Genomic DNA, 17924 nt, shown 5'->3' with positions numbered 1-17924 from the left:
CCGATCACCGGGAAAGCGGCATCGCCCCCATGCGCCTGCTGGTCATCCTGCACGAGAGCTTCGGCGCCAACGGCGGCATCGCGAAGTTCAACCGGGACCTGCTGACCGCGCTGGCCGACTGGCCGGCGGTCGGGCGGCTGATCGTGCTGCAGCGCGATCCGCTGCCGCCCGGGACGGCGCTGCCGGCGCGCATCGAGATGGTCGCCGGCGGCTCGAAGCTCCGGCTCGGGCTCGCGGTGCTGCGCTGCCTGCTCTGCTGCCCGCGCTTCGATGCGATCCTCTGCGGGCATCTCCACCTGCTGCCCCTGGCCTGGCTGGCGCGCCTGCGCTTCCGCGCTCCGCTCGCGGCCGTGGTCCACGGCATCGACGCCTGGCAGCCGACCGGCCGCAGCCTGAGCAACGCGCTGGTCGCGCGGCTCGACGCGGTCTTCTCGGTCAGCCGCCTGACACTCGAGCGCCTCTCGGCCTGGAGCGGTCTGCCGGGCGACCGCGGCCGGCTGCTGCCGAACTGCATCGACCTCGGGCGCTTCACCCCGGGGCCGCCGGATGCCGCGCTGGCCGCCCGCTACGGCCTGGCAGGCAAACGCGTGGTCATGACGCTCGGCCGGCTCGCCGCCGGCGAGCGCTACAAGGGCGTCGACGAGTTGCTGGCGATCCTGCCGCGCCTGCGCCTGCGCCATCCGGATCTCGTCTATCTGGTCGCCGGCGACGGACCGGACCGCGCGCGCCTGGAGGCGAAGGCCGGAGACCTCGGGCTCGCCGAGGCCGTGGTCTTCGCCGGCTTCGTCGCCGAGGCCGACAAGGCGTCGCTCTACCGCCTCGCCGACGCCTTCGTGCTGTGCGGTCACGGCGAGGGCTTCGGCATCGTGCTGCTGGAGGCGATGGCCTGCGGCGTGCCGGTGGTCGCGAGCCTGCGCGACGGCAGCCGCGAGGCGGTCGCGGACGGCCGCCTGGGCCTGCTCGCCGACCCGGACGATCCCGACAGCCTCACCGCTGCGGTCGAGACGGCGCTGGCGCGTCCCAAGGAGCGGCCGGACGGCCTGGAGGTCTTCAGCTATCCGGCCTTCGCCGGGCGCGTGCGCGATCTGGTCGATGATCTCGCCCGCCACGAATCGCTTTAGGCTTGGCAGCGTCCGGACCGCCTGCGAAAGGTAGGCGATGGGTACGACGGCGCAGGCGGTGACGGGAATGGGGCCCGGGTGACCAGCGAGAGCTTCAAGCGTCGGGTCTACGACAGCTACCTCAGCTCGGCAGACGGCGGCCGGACCGATCGCAGCGCCGCCGACCGCGCGGCCGTGATCGGGCCGCGCGCCGCCTATCTGCAGCGCCTGGTGCGCCGGCACTTCCCGGCCGACCGCGAGGCCCGGATCCTCGACCTCGGCTGCGGCGCCGGCGCCCTGCTGGCGGTCGCCCGGCAGGCCGGCTACCGCAACCTCGCCGGCGTCGACCACTCGGCCGAGCAGGTCGCCCTGGCCGAGCGGCTGGGCATCGCCGGGGTCCGCCGGGGCGACCTGGCGGAGAGCCTGGCGGCGGCGGCGCCCGGCGCGCTCGACCTCGTCGTGCTGTTCGACGTGCTGGAGCATTTCCCGCTCGACCAGGGGCTGGCGCTGCTCGAGCAGGCCGCCCGGGCGCTCGCGCCGGGCGGCCGCATCGTGATCCACGTGCCGAACGCCGAGGCGCTGTTCGGCGCCCGCATCCGCTACGACGACCTGACCCACGAGACCGCCTTCACGCCCCGCTCGATCGCGCAGCTGCTCAGCCTCGCCGGCTTCGCGCGCAGCGCGGTCTTCGAGGACCGGCCGGCGGTGCACGGGCTGAAGAGCGCGCTGCGCGCCCTGGTCTGGCGGCTGGTGCGCGGCGCCCTGCGCCTCGCGCTCGCCGCCGAGACGGGCGACAGCGGCCGGCAGGCCGTCTTCTCGCAGAACCTGCTGGCCGTCGCCGACAAGGCCCGGGCCGCCCGGTGAGATCGCCTGCCGTGAGATCGCCTGCCGTGAAATCGCCTGCCGTGAGATCACCCGACGCGACACCCTCGGCCGTGAGGCTCGCCTACCTGGTCACCCACCCGATCCAGTACCAGGCGCCGCTGCTGGCCCGCATCGCCTGTGAGCCCGACATCGAGCTGACCGCCTTCTTCGCCAGCGAGCTGTCGCTCGGCGCGTTCCGGGACCCCGGCTTCGGCCGCGAGGTGACGTGGGACGTGCCGCTGCTCGAGGGCTATCGCCACGAGTTCCTGCCCTGCCTGGGCGAGCGCCGCGACCTCGGCATCCTGCGGCCCTGGAGCCATGGCCTGGCGCGACGGCTCAGGCGGGGCGGCTTCCAGGCGCTCTGGGTGCACGGCTACGCCCGGCCGTTCCACGTCTGGTCGCTGCTCGCCGCCCGGGCGCTCGGCCTGACCACCCTGCTGCGTGACGAGGCGACGGCGATCTCGACCCGGCGCGGCGGCGCCAAGCGGCTGCTGCGCGCCGGCTTCTTCGCCGGCCTCAGGCCGCTGGTCGACCGCTACCTGGCGATCGGCAGCCTGAACCGCGCCTACTGGCGCGCGCTCGGCGTCGCCGAGGAGCGGATCTTCGACATGCCCTACGCGGTCGACAATGCCCGCTTCCAGGCGCTGGCCGGGGCCGCGGCGGCACGGCGCGACGCGTTCCGGCAGGAGCTCGGGCTGCCGCCCGACCGGCCGGTCGTGCTCTATGCCTCGAAGCTGATGGCGCGCAAGCGCGCCGGCGACCTGCTGGAGGCCTTCCTCGGGCTCGGCGGGGCGGCGGCGGCGCGGCGGCCGCTGCTGCTGATCGTCGGCGACGGCGAGCTGCGCGCGACGCTGGAGGCACGGGTCGCCGAAGCGGGCGCCGCCGGGTCGGTGCGCTTCCTCGGCTTCCGCAACCAGGCCGAGCTGCCGGCCTTCTACGAGCTGGCCGAGGTCTTCGTGCTGCCGAGCGAGCACGAGCCCTGGGGCCTGGTCGTCAACGAGGCGATGAACGCCGGCACGGCGGTGATCGCCAGCGACCAGGTCGCGGCCGCCCACGACCTGATCTCGCCCCGCCGCGGCCGGCCCGAGACGGGCGTCGTCTTCCCGGTCGGCGACATCGCCGCGCTGCGCGGCGCGCTGGAGCAGGTGCTGGCCGACCCGGAGCGGGCCGCCGCGCTGGGCCGCCAGGCCCTCGCACGCGTCTCGGCCTGGGACTTCGAGGCCGACGTCGCCGGCCTGCGGGCCGCCCTCGGCCTCGGGCCGCGGGGAGAGGCGTCGTGAGGCGCCGGCTCAGCGGCCTGGTGCTGGCGCTGCTGGCGCTGTTGCGCGTCCGCCGGCCGGGCCCGCAGCCGCAGGCGACGCCCCGGCGCGTCGCCATCGTCCGCTTCGGCGGCCTCGGCGACGTCGTCGTCGCGACCGGGCTGGCGCAGAGCGTCCGGCGCCGCTGGCCCGAGGCGGAGATCGTCTTCGTCACCGGCGCCGCGGCAGCGCCGCTGCTGGCGCACCATCCGGCGATCGACAGGCTGGCGGTCGTCGAGCCCCGGCCCTTCGGCCGCGACCTCGCCGCCTTCCGGGCCTGCCGGCGGCAGCTGGCCGAGGCGACGGCCCCCGGCGTCGACCTGCTGCTGTTCCTGCACAACGACCTGCCGACCCTGCTGCTGGCCGGCGGCGTGCCGGCGCGCTGGCGCGCCGGCCACGACGTCAACGGCCGCGGCTTCGGCTTCCGGCTGAGCCACCCGGTGCCGCTCTACGTCGGCGACCATCCCCTGGCCGGCCGCAACGTCGGGCGCCACCTCAACGAGCTGTTCCACGACCTGCTGCGCGGCTTCCTCGGCCAGCCGGCGTTGCCGGCCGAGCCGCCGCTGCTGCGCGTCACCGACGCCGAGCGGGCCGAGGCCGAGGCCTGGCTGAGCGCGCCGGTCGTGGCCGCCGGACCGGCGGTGCTGCTGCCCTGCGGCACCGATCCGATCAAGCTCTGGCCGGCCGGCCGCTATGCCGAGCTGGCCGAGGCGCTGGCCGAGGACGGCCGCCCGGTCGTGGTGCTCGGCGGGCCGGCCGAGCGGACGCTGGCACCAGCCTTCGCGTCGGCGCCGCTGCGCTTCGCCGCCGGCGAGCTGACGCTGCGCCGCTCGCTGGCCGTCCTGTCGCAGGCGGCCCTCGTCGTCGGCAACGACACCGGCCTGCTGCACGCCGCGGCGGCCCTGGGCCAGGCGACCCTCGGGCTGTTCGGGCCGACCGCCTGGTGGGCCTTCGGCTACGCCGGCGACGCCGGGCGCCGCAACCGCGTGCTCAGAACCGACCTGCCCTGCGTGCCCTGCTTCGCCTCCGTCTGCCGGCTGCTGCCGCCGGAGCGGCGAGGCGAGACGCCGCCCTGCCTCGACGATCTCGCGGTCGGGACGGTCGCGGAAGCCGCGCGCGCGCTGGCGCGTCCCGCGGCCGCCGGCGAGGGAGCCGCACCGTGAGGATCCTGGTCAGCTCCTTCCACTTCCACCCCTCGATCGGCGGCCTCGAGGTCGCCAGCCAAACGATCGCCGGCGAGCTGGCGGCGCGCGGCCACGAGATCACGCTGCTCACCGGCACGGCGCCCGGGCCGGACTGCGACGACGCCCGGCGCTTCGCCTATCCGGTGGTGCGCCGGCCGGGCGCCGCCGAGCTGGTCGCACTGGTGCGCCGGGCCGAGCTGGTCTGGCACAACAACATCTCCCTGCGCTACGGCTGGCCGCTGCTGGCGCTGCGACGGCCCTGGGTCATCACCCACCAGGGCGAGCTCTATCCCAAGGCGGCGCCGCCACGCCCGGCCAAGTGGCTGAAGCTGCTGGCGGTCCGCCACGCCACCAACATCGCGATCAGCCGGCCGGTCGCCGCCGACCTGCCGGTCGCCTCGGTCGTCGTGCCCAACCCCTACCGCGACTCGCTGTTCCGGCCGCTGCCCGGCGCGACGCGGGAGTTCGAGCTGGGCTTCGCCGGCCGGCTGGTCTCCGACAAGGGCTGCGACCTGCTGATCGAGGCCCTGGCCGGGCTGCCCGGCAGCCCGCGCCTCCTGGTCGTCGGCAGCGGGCCGGAGGAACCGGCGCTGCGGGTCCGCATCGAGGCGCTCGGCCTGGCCGGGCGCGTCGTCTTCGCCGGCGCCCACCGCGACGCGGCCCTGGTCGAGCAGCTCAACCGCTGCCGAATCCTGGTCGTGCCGTCACGCTGGGCCGAGCCCTTCGGCATCGTTGCCCTGGAGGGGCTGGCCTGCGGCTGCGTCGTCGTCGGCTCGGCCGCCGGCGGGCTGGCCGAGGCGATCGGATCGGCGGGCCTGACCTTCCCGAACAACGACGGCGCCGCCCTGGCCGCGACCTTGGCCGGCCTGCTCGCCGATCCGGCTCGCCAGGAGGCCCTGCGGGCGGCGGCGCCCGGCCATCTCGCCCGGTTCACCGCCGCCGCCGTGACCGACCGCTACGAGGCGATCTTCGCCGCCGCCCTCGCCGGACGCGGGCGGGCCGGAGCGATCCCGCGATGACCGCGCCGCAGGTCGTCGTCAGCCATCCGGCACGCCAGGGCTTCGTCTACCGCCTGCCGCTGGCGGCCCAGCTGGCCGGGCTGGAGACGCGCTTCCTGACCGGCCTCTACTACCGGCCGGACCGCTGGCCCTGGCGCTGGCTGGCGCGCCGGCCCGGGCTCGCCGCGACGCTGGCGCGGCGGCGCCAGCCCGGCCTCGACGACCGCGTCGTGGTCTCGGTCTCGGGCCCGCTGCCGGAGCTGGCGTACCGGCTGCAGGGCTCGCCGCTGCTCGGCGACGCGCTGCACGACCGCCTGGCGGCGCGCTGGCTGGCCCGGCACCTGCCGGCCGGCGCGCTGTTCCACGGCGCGGTCAATTCCTGCCGCGATTCCCTCGCGGTCGCCCGGAAACGGGGTGCGGCGACCCTGCTGGAGGTCACGGCGCCGCCCTGGCGCGAGGCGCTGCTGGCGGCCGAAGCGGAGCGGCTCGGCCAGCCGGCGCGCCCGGCCGAGCCCTCCTCGCGCATGCGTGCCGAGCTCGAGCTCGCCGACCGCATCGTCGTGCAGGCGCCGCAGGTCGTCGAATTCCTGGCCGCCCACGGCGTGCCGCGCGGACGCATGGTGCTGCTGCCGCTCGGCGTCGACCTGGAGCGCTTCCGCCCGGCGACCGGCGCGGGTGGAGCCGGAACGGCGGGCGGGGCCGGCCTGCGCGTCGTCTCGGTCGGACGCCCGAGCCTCGACAAGGGCACGCCGCTGCTGCTCGAGGCCTGGCGCCGGGCCGCGTTGCCGGACGGCGAGCTGCTGCTGGTCGGCCCGACCGGCGATCCGCTCGCCGAGCGCCTGCTGGCGGACGCGCCGCCGGGCGTGACGGCGCTCGGCGTGCTCGGCCACGACCGCCTGACCGGGCTGCTCGGCGGCGCCGACCTCTTCGTCCTGAGCTCGCCGATCGAGGGCGGCCCGATGGCCGTGCTCGAGGCCCTGGCCTGCGGCCTGCCCTGCCTGCTGACGGAGGGCTGCCGCTCGGTGGTGCGCGACGGGCTCGAGGGCCGCGTGGTGCCGTCCGGCGATCCCGACGCGCTGGCCGCGGCCCTGCGCGCGCTGGCCGCCGACCGCGCCGGGCTCGCCGCGCTGCGGCCGGCGGCCCGGCGGCGCGCCGAGGCCTTCGGCTGGGCAGACCACGCCCGCCGCCTCGGCTGGCTCTATCGCGAGCTGCTCGCCGGGGCGCTGCCCGCCGGCGCGGAGCCGCTCGACCTGACCGGCCGCTGAGCCCGGCGGGCCCTGCGCGCGTCGAAACGGGCCATGGAACCGGGGCAGGAAAAGCCCCAGGTGATTCCCACGCCGGAAGAACTGCTCTAGGTTGGCTCCGTCCTAGGCATCACCCGAAGCCATGCAACCGCTGCTCCTGCTCGCCGGCCTGCTGGCCCTGCCGCTGGTGCTGTTCTGCGCCCTGCGCTGGCGTTGGGGCTTCACGGGCCTGCTGGTCTACGTGCCCTACGCCGGCATGGTGTCGCTGCAGCTCTACCCGGCGGCCTACCCGCTGCTGTTCAAGGATCTGTTCTTCGCGATTCCCTGCATGCTCGCCTTCTTCCTGCAGGGCCGGGCCGCGCTCGACCGGGCGCCGGTGCCGCCGCCGGTGACCCTGGCGATCGCTCTCTTCGCCTTCATCGTCGTCGCCCAGTCGGCCAATCCGGGCCTCTACTCGCTGCCGGTGGCGATCATCGGCATCAAGGTGACGCTGATGTACATCCCGCTGATGTTCGTGGCGGCGGGCTTCAGCGACGACTACCGCGACCACGTCCGCCTGATGCGCATCATGCTGCTGGTCGGGGTGCCGGCCTGCGCCTTCGGCCTGCTGTGCTGGGGCCTGAGCGGCGTGTTCGGTTACGTCACCACGATGAAGGCCATCTACGGCGCCGCCGCCGAGCCGGCGACCCAGGGCTTCGCGCGCTTCGACTACGGCGGCACCTTCTACCGGATCAACTCGACCTTCACCTTCCCGGCGCAGTACGGCTGGTTCACCCTGTCGATGATCGTGCCGAGCTACGCGGTCGCCTTCAGCGATCCCGCGCGCTTCTGGCGCCTGCTCGGCAAGGTCGGCTTCTACACCGTGATCGCCGCCTCGCTGCTGTCCGGCTCGCGCTCGATGTTCGTCTTCCTGCCGCTGCTGGTCATGCTGATCCTGCTGCTCGACGGCCGCCTGTCCGGCCTGATGGCCGGCCTGCTGTTCGCCCCGCCGCTGGCGCTCTTCGTGCTCGACATGGCCGGCCTGGACCTGCTCAAGCTGTTCAGCGGCGTCAGCCACCTCGCCGGCGTCTACGGCGAGAACGTCGCGGTCGCCGATATCTTCACCATGGCCGGCAAGTATCCGCTCGGCCTCGGCACCGGCATGGCCTCGATCCCGGCACGCCACGTCGTGCCGGAATCGGTGCAGCTGCCGGTCTCGGAGAACTACTTCGCCAAGACGATCATCGAGTTCGGCGTGCCCGGCCTGATGGTCATGCTGGTCATGTTCGCGACCCTGCTGGTCGCCTGCTTCCGCCGCTTCCGCCTGTGCGCCGGCCAGCCGACGCGCTCGGGCGCCGCGGCGATGCTGGGGTTCCTGACGCTGGTCGGCGTCACCGGCGGCAAGTCCTGGGCGCTCGATCTCGACCCGGTCAACGTCTACTTCTGGGTCTTCGCCGGCCTGCTGCTCAAGCTGCCCTACCTGACCGCGTCGGCGGCAGCCCCGCAGGGCGCCCCGCAGCACCCCTTCCTGGCCTCGCTGCGCCGCCAGCCGGTGCTGCTGCGCGATCAGGGCCCGCTGCGACCGTCCCAGCACCGCCCGCGCTGACGCGCGGCGGCGGCGGGCCTCAGGAGTCGAGCAACCTGCGGAAATAGGCGATGGTCCGCTCCAGGCCCTCGTCGAGCGGCACGGAGGGCGCCCAGCCGAGGCGGTCGCGGGCCTGGGCGATGTTCGGCTGGCGCTGCTTGGGATCGTCCTCGGGCAGCGGCTTGAAGATCAGCTGGGAGCCACCGCCGGTCATGGCGATGACCTTCTCGGCCAGCTCGCGGATCGTGAACTCGGCGGGATTGCCGAGGTTGATCGGGCCGGTGACCTCGTCGGGCGCGGCCATCAGCCTGAGGAAGGCCTCGATCAGGTCGTCGACGTAGCAGAAGGAGCGGGTCTGGCTGCCGTCGCCGTAGATCGTGATCGGCTCGCCCTTGAGCGCCTGGACGATGAAGTTCGAGACCACCCGCCCGTCGTTGGGATGCATGCGCGGGCCGTAGGTGTTGAAGATCCGGGCGACGCGGATATTGAGGCGGTGCTGGCGGTAATAGTCGAAGAACAGCGTCTCGGCGCAGCGCTTGCCCTCGTCGTAGCAGGCGCGCGGCCCGATCGGATTGACGTTGCCGCGGTAGTCCTCGGTCTGCGGATGGATCTCCGGGTCGCCGTAGACCTCCGAGGTCGAGGCCTGGAAGATCTTCGCCTTGGTGCGGCGCGCCAGGCCCAGCATGTTGATCGCGCCGTGCACCGAGGTCTTGGTCGTCTGCACGGGATCGAACTGGTAGTGCACCGGCGAGGCCGGGCAGGCCAGGTTGTAGATCTCCTCGACCTCGAGATAGAGCGGGAAGGTCACGTCGTGACGCAGCATCTCGAAGTAGGGATTGCCCATCAGGTGGGCGATGTTCTCCTTGCGGCCGGTGAAGAAGTTGTCGACGCAGATCACGTCGCAGCCGTCCTGCAACAGGCGCTCGCAGAGGTGCGAGCCAAGGAACCCGGCTCCGCCGGTGACCAGAACCTTCCGTCTCAGCATGCCCCTGCCCCCGCCTTCCCTCGCCGCAGTGCACCCTGGCCATAGCACGGCCGGAGGCAAGAGGGCAGTGGCGACTGCCGGCCGCGCCGCGGCGCGGTGCGTCAACCCGCCCGGTAGCCCTCGGGCAGGCCGCTGCGCGGCCGGACCAGGCCCTTGAGGCGCGCCCAGTTGTTGGCCAGCATCACCGAAGGCTCCGCGGTCAGCAGCAGCTCCCGGCGCAGGTAGTCGCCGAAGCTCTCGCCACGCTCGAAGAAGTCCGCCCAGTCGTCGACCACCCGCTCCAGCTCGCGGCCGGCCAGGCCGGCAGGCGGCCTGCTCAGCTCGGGCGGCAGCGCCGAGACGTCGGCGCCGCAGCGGGCGAGCAGCGCCAGGAAGACCCGGAGCGGCTTCAGGTAGCGCCCCCGTCGGGCCGTCTCGGCGAGCCAGGGCCAGTCGACGGCCAGCTCGCCGGCGCGCTCCCGGCGCAGCAGCAGCAGGGCGTCGACCGCCTTCTTGACCGACCAGCGGCCGAACTTGTCCTTGGCGGCGTTGCTGGCGAACAGCAGGAAGGCGTGGGTCGGTGAAGGTCCCGGCACGGCGAGCCGGCAGCCCGGCAGCGGGCGGGCCTCTGCGAAGACCGCCTCGACCGACAGCGACGCCGGCACCGGCGCGCAGTCGGGCGCGACGTGGATGTCCAGGTTGACCGAGCCGTCGGCCGAGACGAAGGGCTGGTAGCTGGAGGTCGAGGTGAAGCCCCAGGGGCCGGTCGGCGTGACCTGGAAGGCGAAGCCCTCGGCCGCCAGCAGCGCGATCAGCCGGTCCCGCTCGGCCGGGCGGACCAGCAGGTCGAGGTCGCCCATCACCCGGAGGTCGGGGTCGGGATAGAGCTGGAAGGCCGAGGCGAAGCCCTTCAGCGCGACCACCGGGATGCCGGCCGCCAGGATCGTCGCCAGGCAGGCCTCGCGCCGGGCGCGGGCGAAGCGGTTGAACAGCCGGCTGCGCTCGACCGCCCCGGCATCCAGGCCGCCGGCCGGGCCGAGCAGCCAGCCGGCCGCCGCCGCGCCGGTGAAGGCGGCCAGCCGCTCCCCCGCTCCGGGCGCCAGCGGCGCCCCGTCCCGGCCGGTCGCGATGCGCCGCCAGACCGCCAGGCCGGCGGCCCTGGCCGCCGGGTCAAGCCTGGAGGAAGTCGCGCCCATCGGCCTGCAGCACCAGGGCGGTCAGGCGACCGCCGTAGCAGGCGCCGGTGTCGACGCAGATCCGGTTGCTCCGCTGGACGGGATTGACGTCCGGCGTGTGGCCGTGGACGACCAGCTTGCCGAAGCCCCCCTCGGACCGCAGGAACGGCTCGCGGATCCAGATCAGGTCGTCGGGGTCCTGCTGGTCGAGCGGCACGCCGGGCCGCACGCCAGCGTGCACGAAGAGATAGTCGCCGAGCTCGTAGCTGAGCCTGAGGTCGTCGAGGAAGCGCCGGTGCGACTCCGGCAGCACCTCGTTGAAACGCTCGGACAGCCAGTCGAGCCGCTCCCTGCCGTGCGGGGGATCGTCCCAGGGCTCGATGCCGTAGCTCTGCAGGGTGGTCTCGCCGCCGTTCATCAGCCAGACGTCGCCGATCTCCGGATCGTCGAGGAAGCGGTGCAGGAAGAACTCGTGGTTGCCCATCAGATGCACCGCCTCGAAGCCGTCGAGCGGCTGCTCGATCAGCGTGTCGATGACCTGCTTCGAGGCGCTGCCGCGGTCGACGTAGTCGCCGAGGTAGACGAGCTCGCGGCGCTCGCTGGCGTGGGCCTCGGCGTCGGCGCGGATGCTGTCGTGGAGGGCTTCGAGCAGGTCGAGGCGGCCGTGGATGTCGCCGATCGCATAGACACGCAGCCCGGGCGGCACGCAAGGGCGGGCGCCCAGCACTTCGCCGTGGCGGGCCGCGCCACCTTGCAGTCTGCCCAACAATGCCACCTCAAGACCTCCTCAGCCCTAGATAGGCATCGGGATCGTCGAAGGGTAGGGCCTCCTCGTCGCGTCGGTCCAGGCTCGGCCGGGCCGGCGCCTCAGGCCTCGGTCGAGGGCCGGCTCGCGGCGGCGTCCCAGTCGGCCCGGCCGCCCTTGTTGTCGAGATAGCCGATCAGCGCGGCGACGACGCCGCGGTCGTAGCGCGTGCCGATGCCGGCCATGATCTCGGCGATCGCCTCGTCGACGCTGAGCCGGCTGCGCCAGGCCCGGTCGCTGACCATGCCGACGAAGGCGTTGGCGACCGCCAGGATGCGCGCCGGCGCCAGCGGCGGCTGGCCCGCGCCCGGGCGCCCGGCGTCCTGCGCCTGGCGCAGCGTCTCGACGACCGGTCCGTCGAGCTCGATGCCCTGCAGCAGGTCGGCGCTGGCGCTCATCGAGTCGCGCACCAGCCGCCGTTCCTCGTCGGACAGCTCGCCCTTGCGGGTCAGCAGCGTCTCCGGCACGGCGATCTTGCCGACGTTCATCAGCAGGCCGGCGACGCGCGCGGTCTCGCGCTCGCGCTCCGACAGGCCCATCTCGCGGGCCAGGCTCTGGGCCAGCCTGCCGACCCGCTGGGAGTGATCGGCGGCGAAGGGATCGCGCTTGTCGACGAGGCGCACCAGCGCCTCGACCAGGTCGCCCAGGGCGCGCTCGCGGCGCGCCCGCTCGCGGAACTCCGTGGTCAGGTCGCGCTCCACGACCAGGACCGCGTCGCCGAGCGTCGCGTTGCGGGGCACCGGGATGTGGTCGGTCGCGAAGACCTGGCGGTCGGTCTCGTCGCCGCCGGGACCGGCGGGCTCGATGCGCAGCGTGTCGCTGACCGGCTCGCCGCTGCCGCGGGCCTGCTCGGCCAGGGCCAGGGTGCGGCGCGCCGCGGCGGCGCCGCGCACCGCCGACATCTCCTTGCCGAGCATGTCGGCGCTCGCCATGCCGGCCCGCGTGCCCGCGGTGCGGTTGGCGAAGCGGTAGCGCCCCTCGGAGTCGAGGATGGTGATCGCGGTCGGCTGGTTGTCGGTGACCAGGCGCAGCAGGTCGCGCTGCTCGGCCAGGGCACGCGCGGCCTGCCGGTAGGCGCGTGCCGCGAAGCGCGCGCGGCGGGAGGCGCCGTGGCGCCAGATCACCGCCATGCCGGCGCCGATCAGGCCGATCGCCAGCAGCAGCAGGACCATCAGGCGGCCGAGGCGGGCCTCGCTCTCGGCCAGCGCTGCCGCCTTGTCGGCGGTGACCATCAGGGTCAGCGGCGCCTGCGCGAGCCGCCGCGAGAGCGCCAGCACCGGCTTGCCGTCGCGGTCGCCGTGGATGCCGAAGCCGCCGGGCTGGGCGAGCGCCGCGGCGCCGGCCAGGTCCGGCGTGTCGGCGGCGAGCAGGCCGCCGGCGCCGCCGCCGGCCTCGACCAGATAGTCGACCGCAGCGCCCTCGCGCCGGAGCAGCCAGATCTCGATGCCGGCCGGCGGCAGGCCCGGCTGGGTCAGCAGGCGGCGCAGCGGCGCGTCCGCCGGCCGCTGGGCGATCACCCAGCCGACCTCCTGGCCGGGTGCCGGATCGCTCTGCAGGGCATAGACCGGGGCCGCGAGCTGCAGCAGCGGGCCGGACTTGGGATCGACGGCCAGCGACAGGGCGACCTCGCCCGGTGCCCCCGCTCGCGCGACGTCGCCGCTGTCGAAGGCGGAGGTCGCGATCACCGGCCGGCCCTTGCCGTCGAGCACGGCGATGCCGGCGTGGGCCTCGTAGGGCAGGTTGGCGCCGACCCTGGGACGGGCGTCCGGGTCGACGTAGCCGCTGCGCTCGGCCGTCGCCTCCAGCAGGTTGTCGGCATAGCCGACCTGGCCGTCGGCATCGGTCACCTTGTGGAGGTCGCCGCCGGCCAGGGCCAGCTCGCTCAGCAGCAGGCGCAGCGAGGTGTTGTCGGCCAGCGCCGCGATCTCGGAGCGCTGGCCCTGCAGCCACTCGTCGGTCGCCGCCGCGCGGCTCTCCGCGACCAGGGCGAGGCGGTCCTGCCAGACCCGGAGCTCCTGCTGACGCTCGCCGTCGACGAAACGGAACACCCAGAGCACCCCGGCGACCGCCGCCAGCACGAGCAGCGCGCCGACCGCCCAGGGCCGCCAGTCGCCGCCGCTCGCCTCGACGACCTCCTCGGCTTCGGGCGGGACCGCCTCGGCGATCCGGGTCGGCTCGGCGGGCTCGGGAGCGGGGGTCGGCGCGACGGTGCCCATGGCAGGCTTTTCCGGATGCTCGGCGGCTGGATGTCGGAGGCCTCCGAGGCTAGGCCACCGCGCTTAAGTTAGCGTTAAGTGGAACCGGGCGAGACTGCGCGACGGGCGGACAGGCAGGTCCGCCGCTTGCGACGAGGAGCAGTCCCGGCCATGGCCAAGCGCAGGCATGGCATCGCCCGCCGCGCGGCCATGATCCTGGCCGCCGCCGCCTTCGCGCTGCTGGCCACCGATGCCGGCGCGCCGGCGCGCGCCGCTGCCGGCGGCGACCAGCCGCTCGACCACGTCTTCGGATCGAAGACCTTCCGCAACGGCAATCTGAAGCTATTCCCGAAGTGGGAGGGCATGCTGTCCCGCTACTTCGCCGAGGGCCAGGTCGCCGACAGCTGCACGCCGGGCCTGTTCAGCCGCTGCGACCTGGCCGACTGGCAGGAGTTCCTGGACGGCGAGAAGGGGCGCGAGCCGATGCGCCAGCTCGACGCCGTCAACCGCTACATGAACGAGCACCGCTACATCATCGACCCGGTCAACTGGGGGGTCGACGACTACTGGGCGACGCCGCTGCAGTTCCTGCACAAGGACGGGGACTGCGAGGACTATGCGATCGCCAAGTTCATGTCGCTGCGCGCGCTCGGCTGGCCGGACGACGCCCTGCGCATCGTCGTCGTCAACGACCTGAACCTGCGCGTCCAGCACGCCATCCTGGTCGTTTCGCTGGGCGGCGAGGCCTACGTCCTCGACAACCAGAGCCCCTCGGTGATGCGCGCCGACCGGATTCGCCACTATAGGCCGGTATATTCCGTGAATGAGGAGGCGTGGTGGTTGCATAAGCTTTGATCTCGACCACCCATCCGGTAATTCGAGCCTTGTCGGGGACCCTGTGCTGCGGCTACCTATAGCTGTCAGTGGAAGGAACACGATGGCCTGGGGCAGGACCGGCAGTCTCAGCGATCCTGAAGCGTTGCTCGGCGGTCTGCTCCGGCTGCTCGACGTGCTCGTCGTCATGGTGACGGGCTACCTCGCCTACCTGTTGCGCGGCCAGCAGTTCGACGAGCCGGCCAACCTGCCGTCGGCCTACCTGATCGCGCTGCTCGCCGCCGGCTTCCTGACGCTCAACGTGATGCACATGTCGGGCATCTACCGGCCGGAGCGGCTGCGCCAGCCGGTCCAGCAGGTGGCACGCAGCGCCGTCGCCTGGAGCATCGTGCTCGGCACGCTGCTGCTGTTCTCGGCCCTGACCCAGACCACCCCGATCTACTCGCGCGTCTGGTTCATCCTCTGGGCGCTGTTCGGCCTCGTCGGCCTGGTCGCGGTCCGGACCCTGGCCTCGAGACAGATCACGCGCTGGCGGGCGCAGGGCCTGACCCTGAAGCGGATGGCCGTGGTCGGCACCGGGCCGCGTGCCGAAACCGTGGCGCGGCAGATGCGCGACACCGGCGACTACGACATCGTCGGCCTGATCGCGACCCGGCCGGGACCGCAGCAGCAGGCGGTGCTGGGCGAGCTTTCGGACCTCGAGGCGCTGCTGCGCGAGCGCCAGATCGAGGAGGTCGTCGTCGCCGCACCGCGCAGCGAGGTCGGCGTGCTCGCCGAGGTCATGGCCGCGGTGCGCGGCCTGCCGATCGACGTCCGTCTGGTGCCGGAGCTGCCTGACCTGGAGCTGCCGATCTACGGCTTCGACCGCATCGCCGGCGTGCCGACGCTGCATCTCTGGCGCCGGCCGCTGTCGCCCTGGCAGCTGCTGCTGAAGGCGCTCGAGGACCGCCTGCTGGCAGCGGTCCTGCTGGTCCTCCTGTCGCCGCTGATGCTGCTCGCCGCGATCGCGATCCGGCTCGACAGCCCGGGCCCGATCCTGTTCCGGCAGCGCCGCGCCGGCCTCAACAACCGGGTCTTCGTGCTGCTGAAGTTCCGCAGCATGACCCATTGCACCGACAGCGAGACCCGCGTCGACCAGGCACGACGGAACGACCCGCGGGTCACCCGGGTCGGCGCCCTGCTGAGGCGCAGCTCGGTCGACGAGCTGCCGCAGCTCATCAACGTGCTGCGCGGCGAGATGTCCCTGGTCGGCCCGCGGCCGCACGCGATCGCCCACGAGACCCAGTACTCGCAGCTGATCGCCGACTACCTGGCCCGGCAGCGCATGAAGCCGGGCATCACCGGCTGGGCGCAGATCAACGGCCTGCGCGGCGAGACCGAGACCCCCGAAAAGATGCGCCGGCGCGTCCAGGCCGACCTCTTCTACATCGAGAACTGGTCGATCTGGCTCGATCTCAGGATCCTGTTCCTGACCCCCTTCGTTGCCCTGATCGACAAAAATGCCTACTGACATCTGACTGCCTGTTCCGTCAGGGGTTTGCCGCACGTGCACCATCTGGTCTTCTGGGCTCTTCTCGGCGTCGTCGCGCTGTCGCCCCTGCCCCTCGGCAGCAACCGGCCGCTCGGCTGGAACCTGATGGCGATCGCCGTCGGCCTGCTGCTCGTGCTCTGGGCGACGGCGATGCTGCTCGACCGGCGCCGCCTGGCGATCGCGGGCCGGCGCAGCCTGCCGATGGCCCTGCTGTTCCTCGGCGTGATGCTGTGGCTGGCCGTGCAGTCGCTGCTGCCGGTGCCGGTCATGCTGCAGGCACCGAGCTGGGCCGCGGCCGGCCAGGCGCTCGGCACGCCGCTGCAGGGCGCGATCGGGCTGCAGCCGGACCGCGCGATCGACTACCTGATCCGCCTGTCGACCTACGCCGGCGTGTTCTGGCTGGCGCTCTACCTCGGCCGCCGGCCATCGCGCGCGCGCGCGGCCCTGTGGTGCGTGGTCGGCGCGACCGCGGCCTACGCGACCTACGGCCTGGTCGTCTACGTCGCCGGCAACCTGTCGATCGCCTGGTACGACAAGTGGGTCTACCGCGACTCGCTGACCTCGACCTTCGTCAACCGCAACTCCTTCGCGACCTACGCGGCGCTCGGCCTGGTGGTCGCCGCCGCGCTGCTGCAGGAGAAGCTGGCAGACGGCCTGCCGCGCGGCCTGCCGCGCCGCGTCGCCCTGGTACGCTTCATCGACGACCTGGACGGCGGCTTCTGGCTGTCGGTCTTCACGCTGATCGTCTGCAGCGGCGCGCTGCTGCTCAGCACCTCGCGGGGCGGCGCCCTGTCGGCCCTGTTCGGCCTGCTCGTGCTGACCTTCGCCTGGCGCGGCTCGCGATCCGGCCCGGCCGGCCACCGGCGCGGCCGCAACCTGCTGTTCGCCGGGCTGGTCTGGGGCGGTGCGATCGTCATGCTGCTCGGCGCCGGCGACCTGCTGATCGGCCGGCTCGACGGCGTCTCGGCGCAGCAGAGCGAGCACAGCCAGCGCCTGCTGGCACTCGAGGTCGGCAGCCGGGCCGTCGAGGACCGGCCGCTCGCCGGCTTCGGACTGGGCAGCTTCCCGGACGTCTTCATGCACTACCGGGACCCCTCGTTCGGGACCGGCATCGGCTCGCTGCGCCGGGCCCACAACTCCTACCTGGAACTCGCCATCGAGGCCGGCGTGCCGGCGGCGCTGCTGCTGCTGACGGCGCTCGGCATCGCGGTCTGGCGCTGCCTCGCCGGCCTGTTCGAGCGCCATGAGGACATCGTCTACTCGGTCGCGGCCCTGGCCGGCACGACCGTGGTCGCGGTCCATTCCCTGGTCGACTTCAGCCTGCAGATCCCGGCGATCACCATGACCTGGTGCCTGCTGCTCGGCGTCGGGATGGCGCAGTCCTGGCGCCACCGGGCCAGCAGCCGCGTCTCCTACACCGTGGCCGGCGAGCCGATCGTCGACTTCGCCGGGCACACCCAGCACGGCGGCCAGGCGACGGTGATCGATCTGCCGCGCGCCTCAGGTCCGGTCGAGCGCCGCTTCGAGGCTCGCTAGCGGCTCCGGCCGCCCGGCCAGCAGGAACAGCGCGAGTCGCCGCTCGCCCTGGGTGACCATCTGCCGGACCAGCTTGTCCGCGTCGACCTCGACCGCCAGGGCGACCTGGTCGGGGACGAGCGCGCGGCTCTGCGCATCGAGCCAGGGCCAGGACCGCAGCCCGAGCAGCGCGCGGGTCGCGGCCAGCGCCGGCGCGTAGGGGGCGAGCTCGATCGAGCGGCGATAGGCGCGCTGGAAGGCCGGCGAGATGCCCTCGGTGCCGTAGAGCGCATAGGCCAGCTGCAGCCAGGACGGCGCATCCGCGGGGGCGCGGCCGAGCGCGATGCGCTGCTGCTCGATCGAGCGGGTCAGCAGGGCCCGTCGCTGGGCCGGGCCCAGCGACGGGTCGCGGGCGACCGCCAGGTAGAGCCCTGCCAGACGCTGGTGCAGCTGCGCGTCGTCGCTCCAGCGGAGCGCCGATTCGTAGCCGGCGATCGCCGACCACATGCGGTCGTAGGACTCGAGGTTGCGGCCGAGCTCCAGGTCGTAGAAGACCAGCTCGTGGCGGTCGATCAGCAGGCCGGCGACGAAGCGCGGCACGGCCGCGACGACGAGCGGCACGCCGACCGCCAGCGCCAGCAGAGCCGGCCAGG

15 protein-coding genes are annotated in these 17924 nt (G+C 73.6%); 10 read left to right on the top strand and 5 right to left on the bottom strand.

The features are described from left to right. The first annotated feature begins 29 nt into the window (after positions 1-29). The 7 genes from B9O00_RS23235 to B9O00_RS23205 all read left to right on the top strand — a co-directional run bounded on the left by B9O00_RS23235 (position 30) and on the right by B9O00_RS23205 (position 8273). Positions 30-1121, top strand: a complete 1092-nt coding sequence (locus B9O00_RS23235) for a glycosyltransferase family 4 protein (protein ID WP_085125131.1) — start codon at positions 30-32, stop codon at positions 1119-1121. A 78-nt stretch (positions 1122-1199) separates the two neighbouring features. After that, positions 1200-1964: a class I SAM-dependent methyltransferase gene (locus B9O00_RS23230; protein ID WP_085125130.1), complete on the top strand. Its 765-nt coding sequence runs from the start codon at positions 1200-1202 to the stop codon at positions 1962-1964. A 41-nt stretch (positions 1965-2005) separates the two neighbouring features. Beyond that, the gene (locus tag B9O00_RS23225; RefSeq protein WP_085125129.1) at positions 2006-3244 is read left to right on the top strand and encodes a glycosyltransferase family 4 protein; all 1239 of its coding nucleotides are present in this window, start codon (positions 2006-2008) and stop codon (positions 3242-3244) included. Then, a complete protein-coding gene (locus B9O00_RS23220; RefSeq protein WP_143596330.1) occupies positions 3241-4425 on the top strand; it encodes a glycosyltransferase family 9 protein in 1185 nt (394 codons plus the stop codon). Before B9O00_RS23225 ends, B9O00_RS23220 begins: the two co-directional genes overlap by 4 nt. Then, positions 4422-5465, top strand: a complete 1044-nt coding sequence (locus B9O00_RS23215) for a glycosyltransferase family 4 protein (RefSeq protein ID WP_085125127.1) — start codon at positions 4422-4424, stop codon at positions 5463-5465. The genes B9O00_RS23220 and B9O00_RS23215 overlap by 4 nt, the downstream gene beginning before the upstream one ends. Then, positions 5462-6709 (top strand): glycosyltransferase family 4 protein, encoded by a 1248-nt coding sequence (locus B9O00_RS23210; RefSeq protein ID WP_085125126.1) that lies wholly within the window; start codon positions 5462-5464, stop codon positions 6707-6709. Before B9O00_RS23215 ends, B9O00_RS23210 begins: the two co-directional genes overlap by 4 nt. A gap of 121 nt (positions 6710-6830) precedes the next feature. Continuing rightward, positions 6831-8273: an O-antigen ligase family protein gene (locus tag B9O00_RS23205; protein WP_085125125.1), complete on the top strand. Its 1443-nt coding sequence runs from the start codon at positions 6831-6833 to the stop codon at positions 8271-8273. Positions 8274-8292: 19 nt separating this feature from the next. Here the strand turns inward: B9O00_RS23205 and B9O00_RS23200 are convergent, their stop codons facing one another. From B9O00_RS23200 to B9O00_RS23185, 4 genes are all read right to left on the bottom strand, one after another. Next, on the bottom strand, positions 8293-9237 hold the full coding sequence (locus tag B9O00_RS23200) for a UDP-glucuronic acid decarboxylase family protein (RefSeq protein WP_085125124.1): 945 nt from the start codon (positions 9235-9237) through the stop codon (positions 8293-8295). A gap of 101 nt (positions 9238-9338) precedes the next feature. Then, entirely contained in the window at positions 9339-10412 is a 1074-nt protein-coding gene (locus B9O00_RS23195) for a nucleotidyltransferase family protein (protein WP_085125123.1), read from the bottom strand. Continuing rightward, on the bottom strand, positions 10387-11157 hold the full coding sequence (locus B9O00_RS23190; RefSeq protein ID WP_235017182.1) for a metallophosphoesterase family protein: 771 nt from the start codon (positions 11155-11157) through the stop codon (positions 10387-10389). Before B9O00_RS23190 ends, B9O00_RS23195 begins: the two co-directional genes overlap by 26 nt. A 101-nt stretch (positions 11158-11258) precedes the next feature. Beyond that, positions 11259-13412 (bottom strand): HD domain-containing phosphohydrolase, encoded by a 2154-nt coding sequence (locus B9O00_RS23185; RefSeq protein WP_085125121.1) that lies wholly within the window; start codon positions 13410-13412, stop codon positions 11259-11261. Positions 13413-13562: 150 nt separating this feature from the next. On the opposite strand from B9O00_RS23185, the gene B9O00_RS23180 reads away from it, so the two are divergent. The 3 genes from B9O00_RS23180 (at position 13563) to B9O00_RS23170 (ending at position 17292) form a co-directional block, all read left to right on the top strand. Then, positions 13563-14246 carry a transglutaminase-like cysteine peptidase gene (locus B9O00_RS23180; protein WP_085125120.1) on the top strand — a complete coding sequence of 228 codons (684 nt, stop codon included), beginning with the start codon at positions 13563-13565 and terminating at the stop codon, positions 14244-14246. Between the two features lie 82 nt (positions 14247-14328). Further along, positions 14329-15735 carry an undecaprenyl-phosphate glucose phosphotransferase gene (locus B9O00_RS23175; RefSeq protein ID WP_159460303.1) on the top strand — a complete coding sequence of 469 codons (1407 nt, stop codon included), beginning with the start codon at positions 14329-14331 and terminating at the stop codon, positions 15733-15735. Positions 15736-15771: 36 nt separating this feature from the next. Next, positions 15772-17292, top strand: coding sequence for an O-antigen ligase family protein (locus B9O00_RS23170; protein ID WP_143596329.1), 1521 nt, complete (start codon positions 15772-15774; stop codon positions 17290-17292). Here the strand turns inward: B9O00_RS23170 and B9O00_RS23165 are convergent. Continuing rightward, positions 17257-17892 carry a hypothetical protein gene (locus B9O00_RS23165; protein ID WP_085125117.1) on the bottom strand — a complete coding sequence of 212 codons (636 nt, stop codon included), beginning with the start codon at positions 17890-17892 and terminating at the stop codon, positions 17257-17259. The genes B9O00_RS23170 and B9O00_RS23165 overlap by 36 nt on opposite strands. Positions 17893-17924 lie beyond the last annotated feature (32 nt).

Source organism: Tistlia consotensis USBA 355 (genome assembly GCF_900177295.1).
Lineage (GTDB): Bacteria > Pseudomonadota > Alphaproteobacteria > Kiloniellales > DSM-21159 > Tistlia > Tistlia consotensis.
This window is presented reverse-complemented; position numbering and strand designations above follow the sequence as displayed.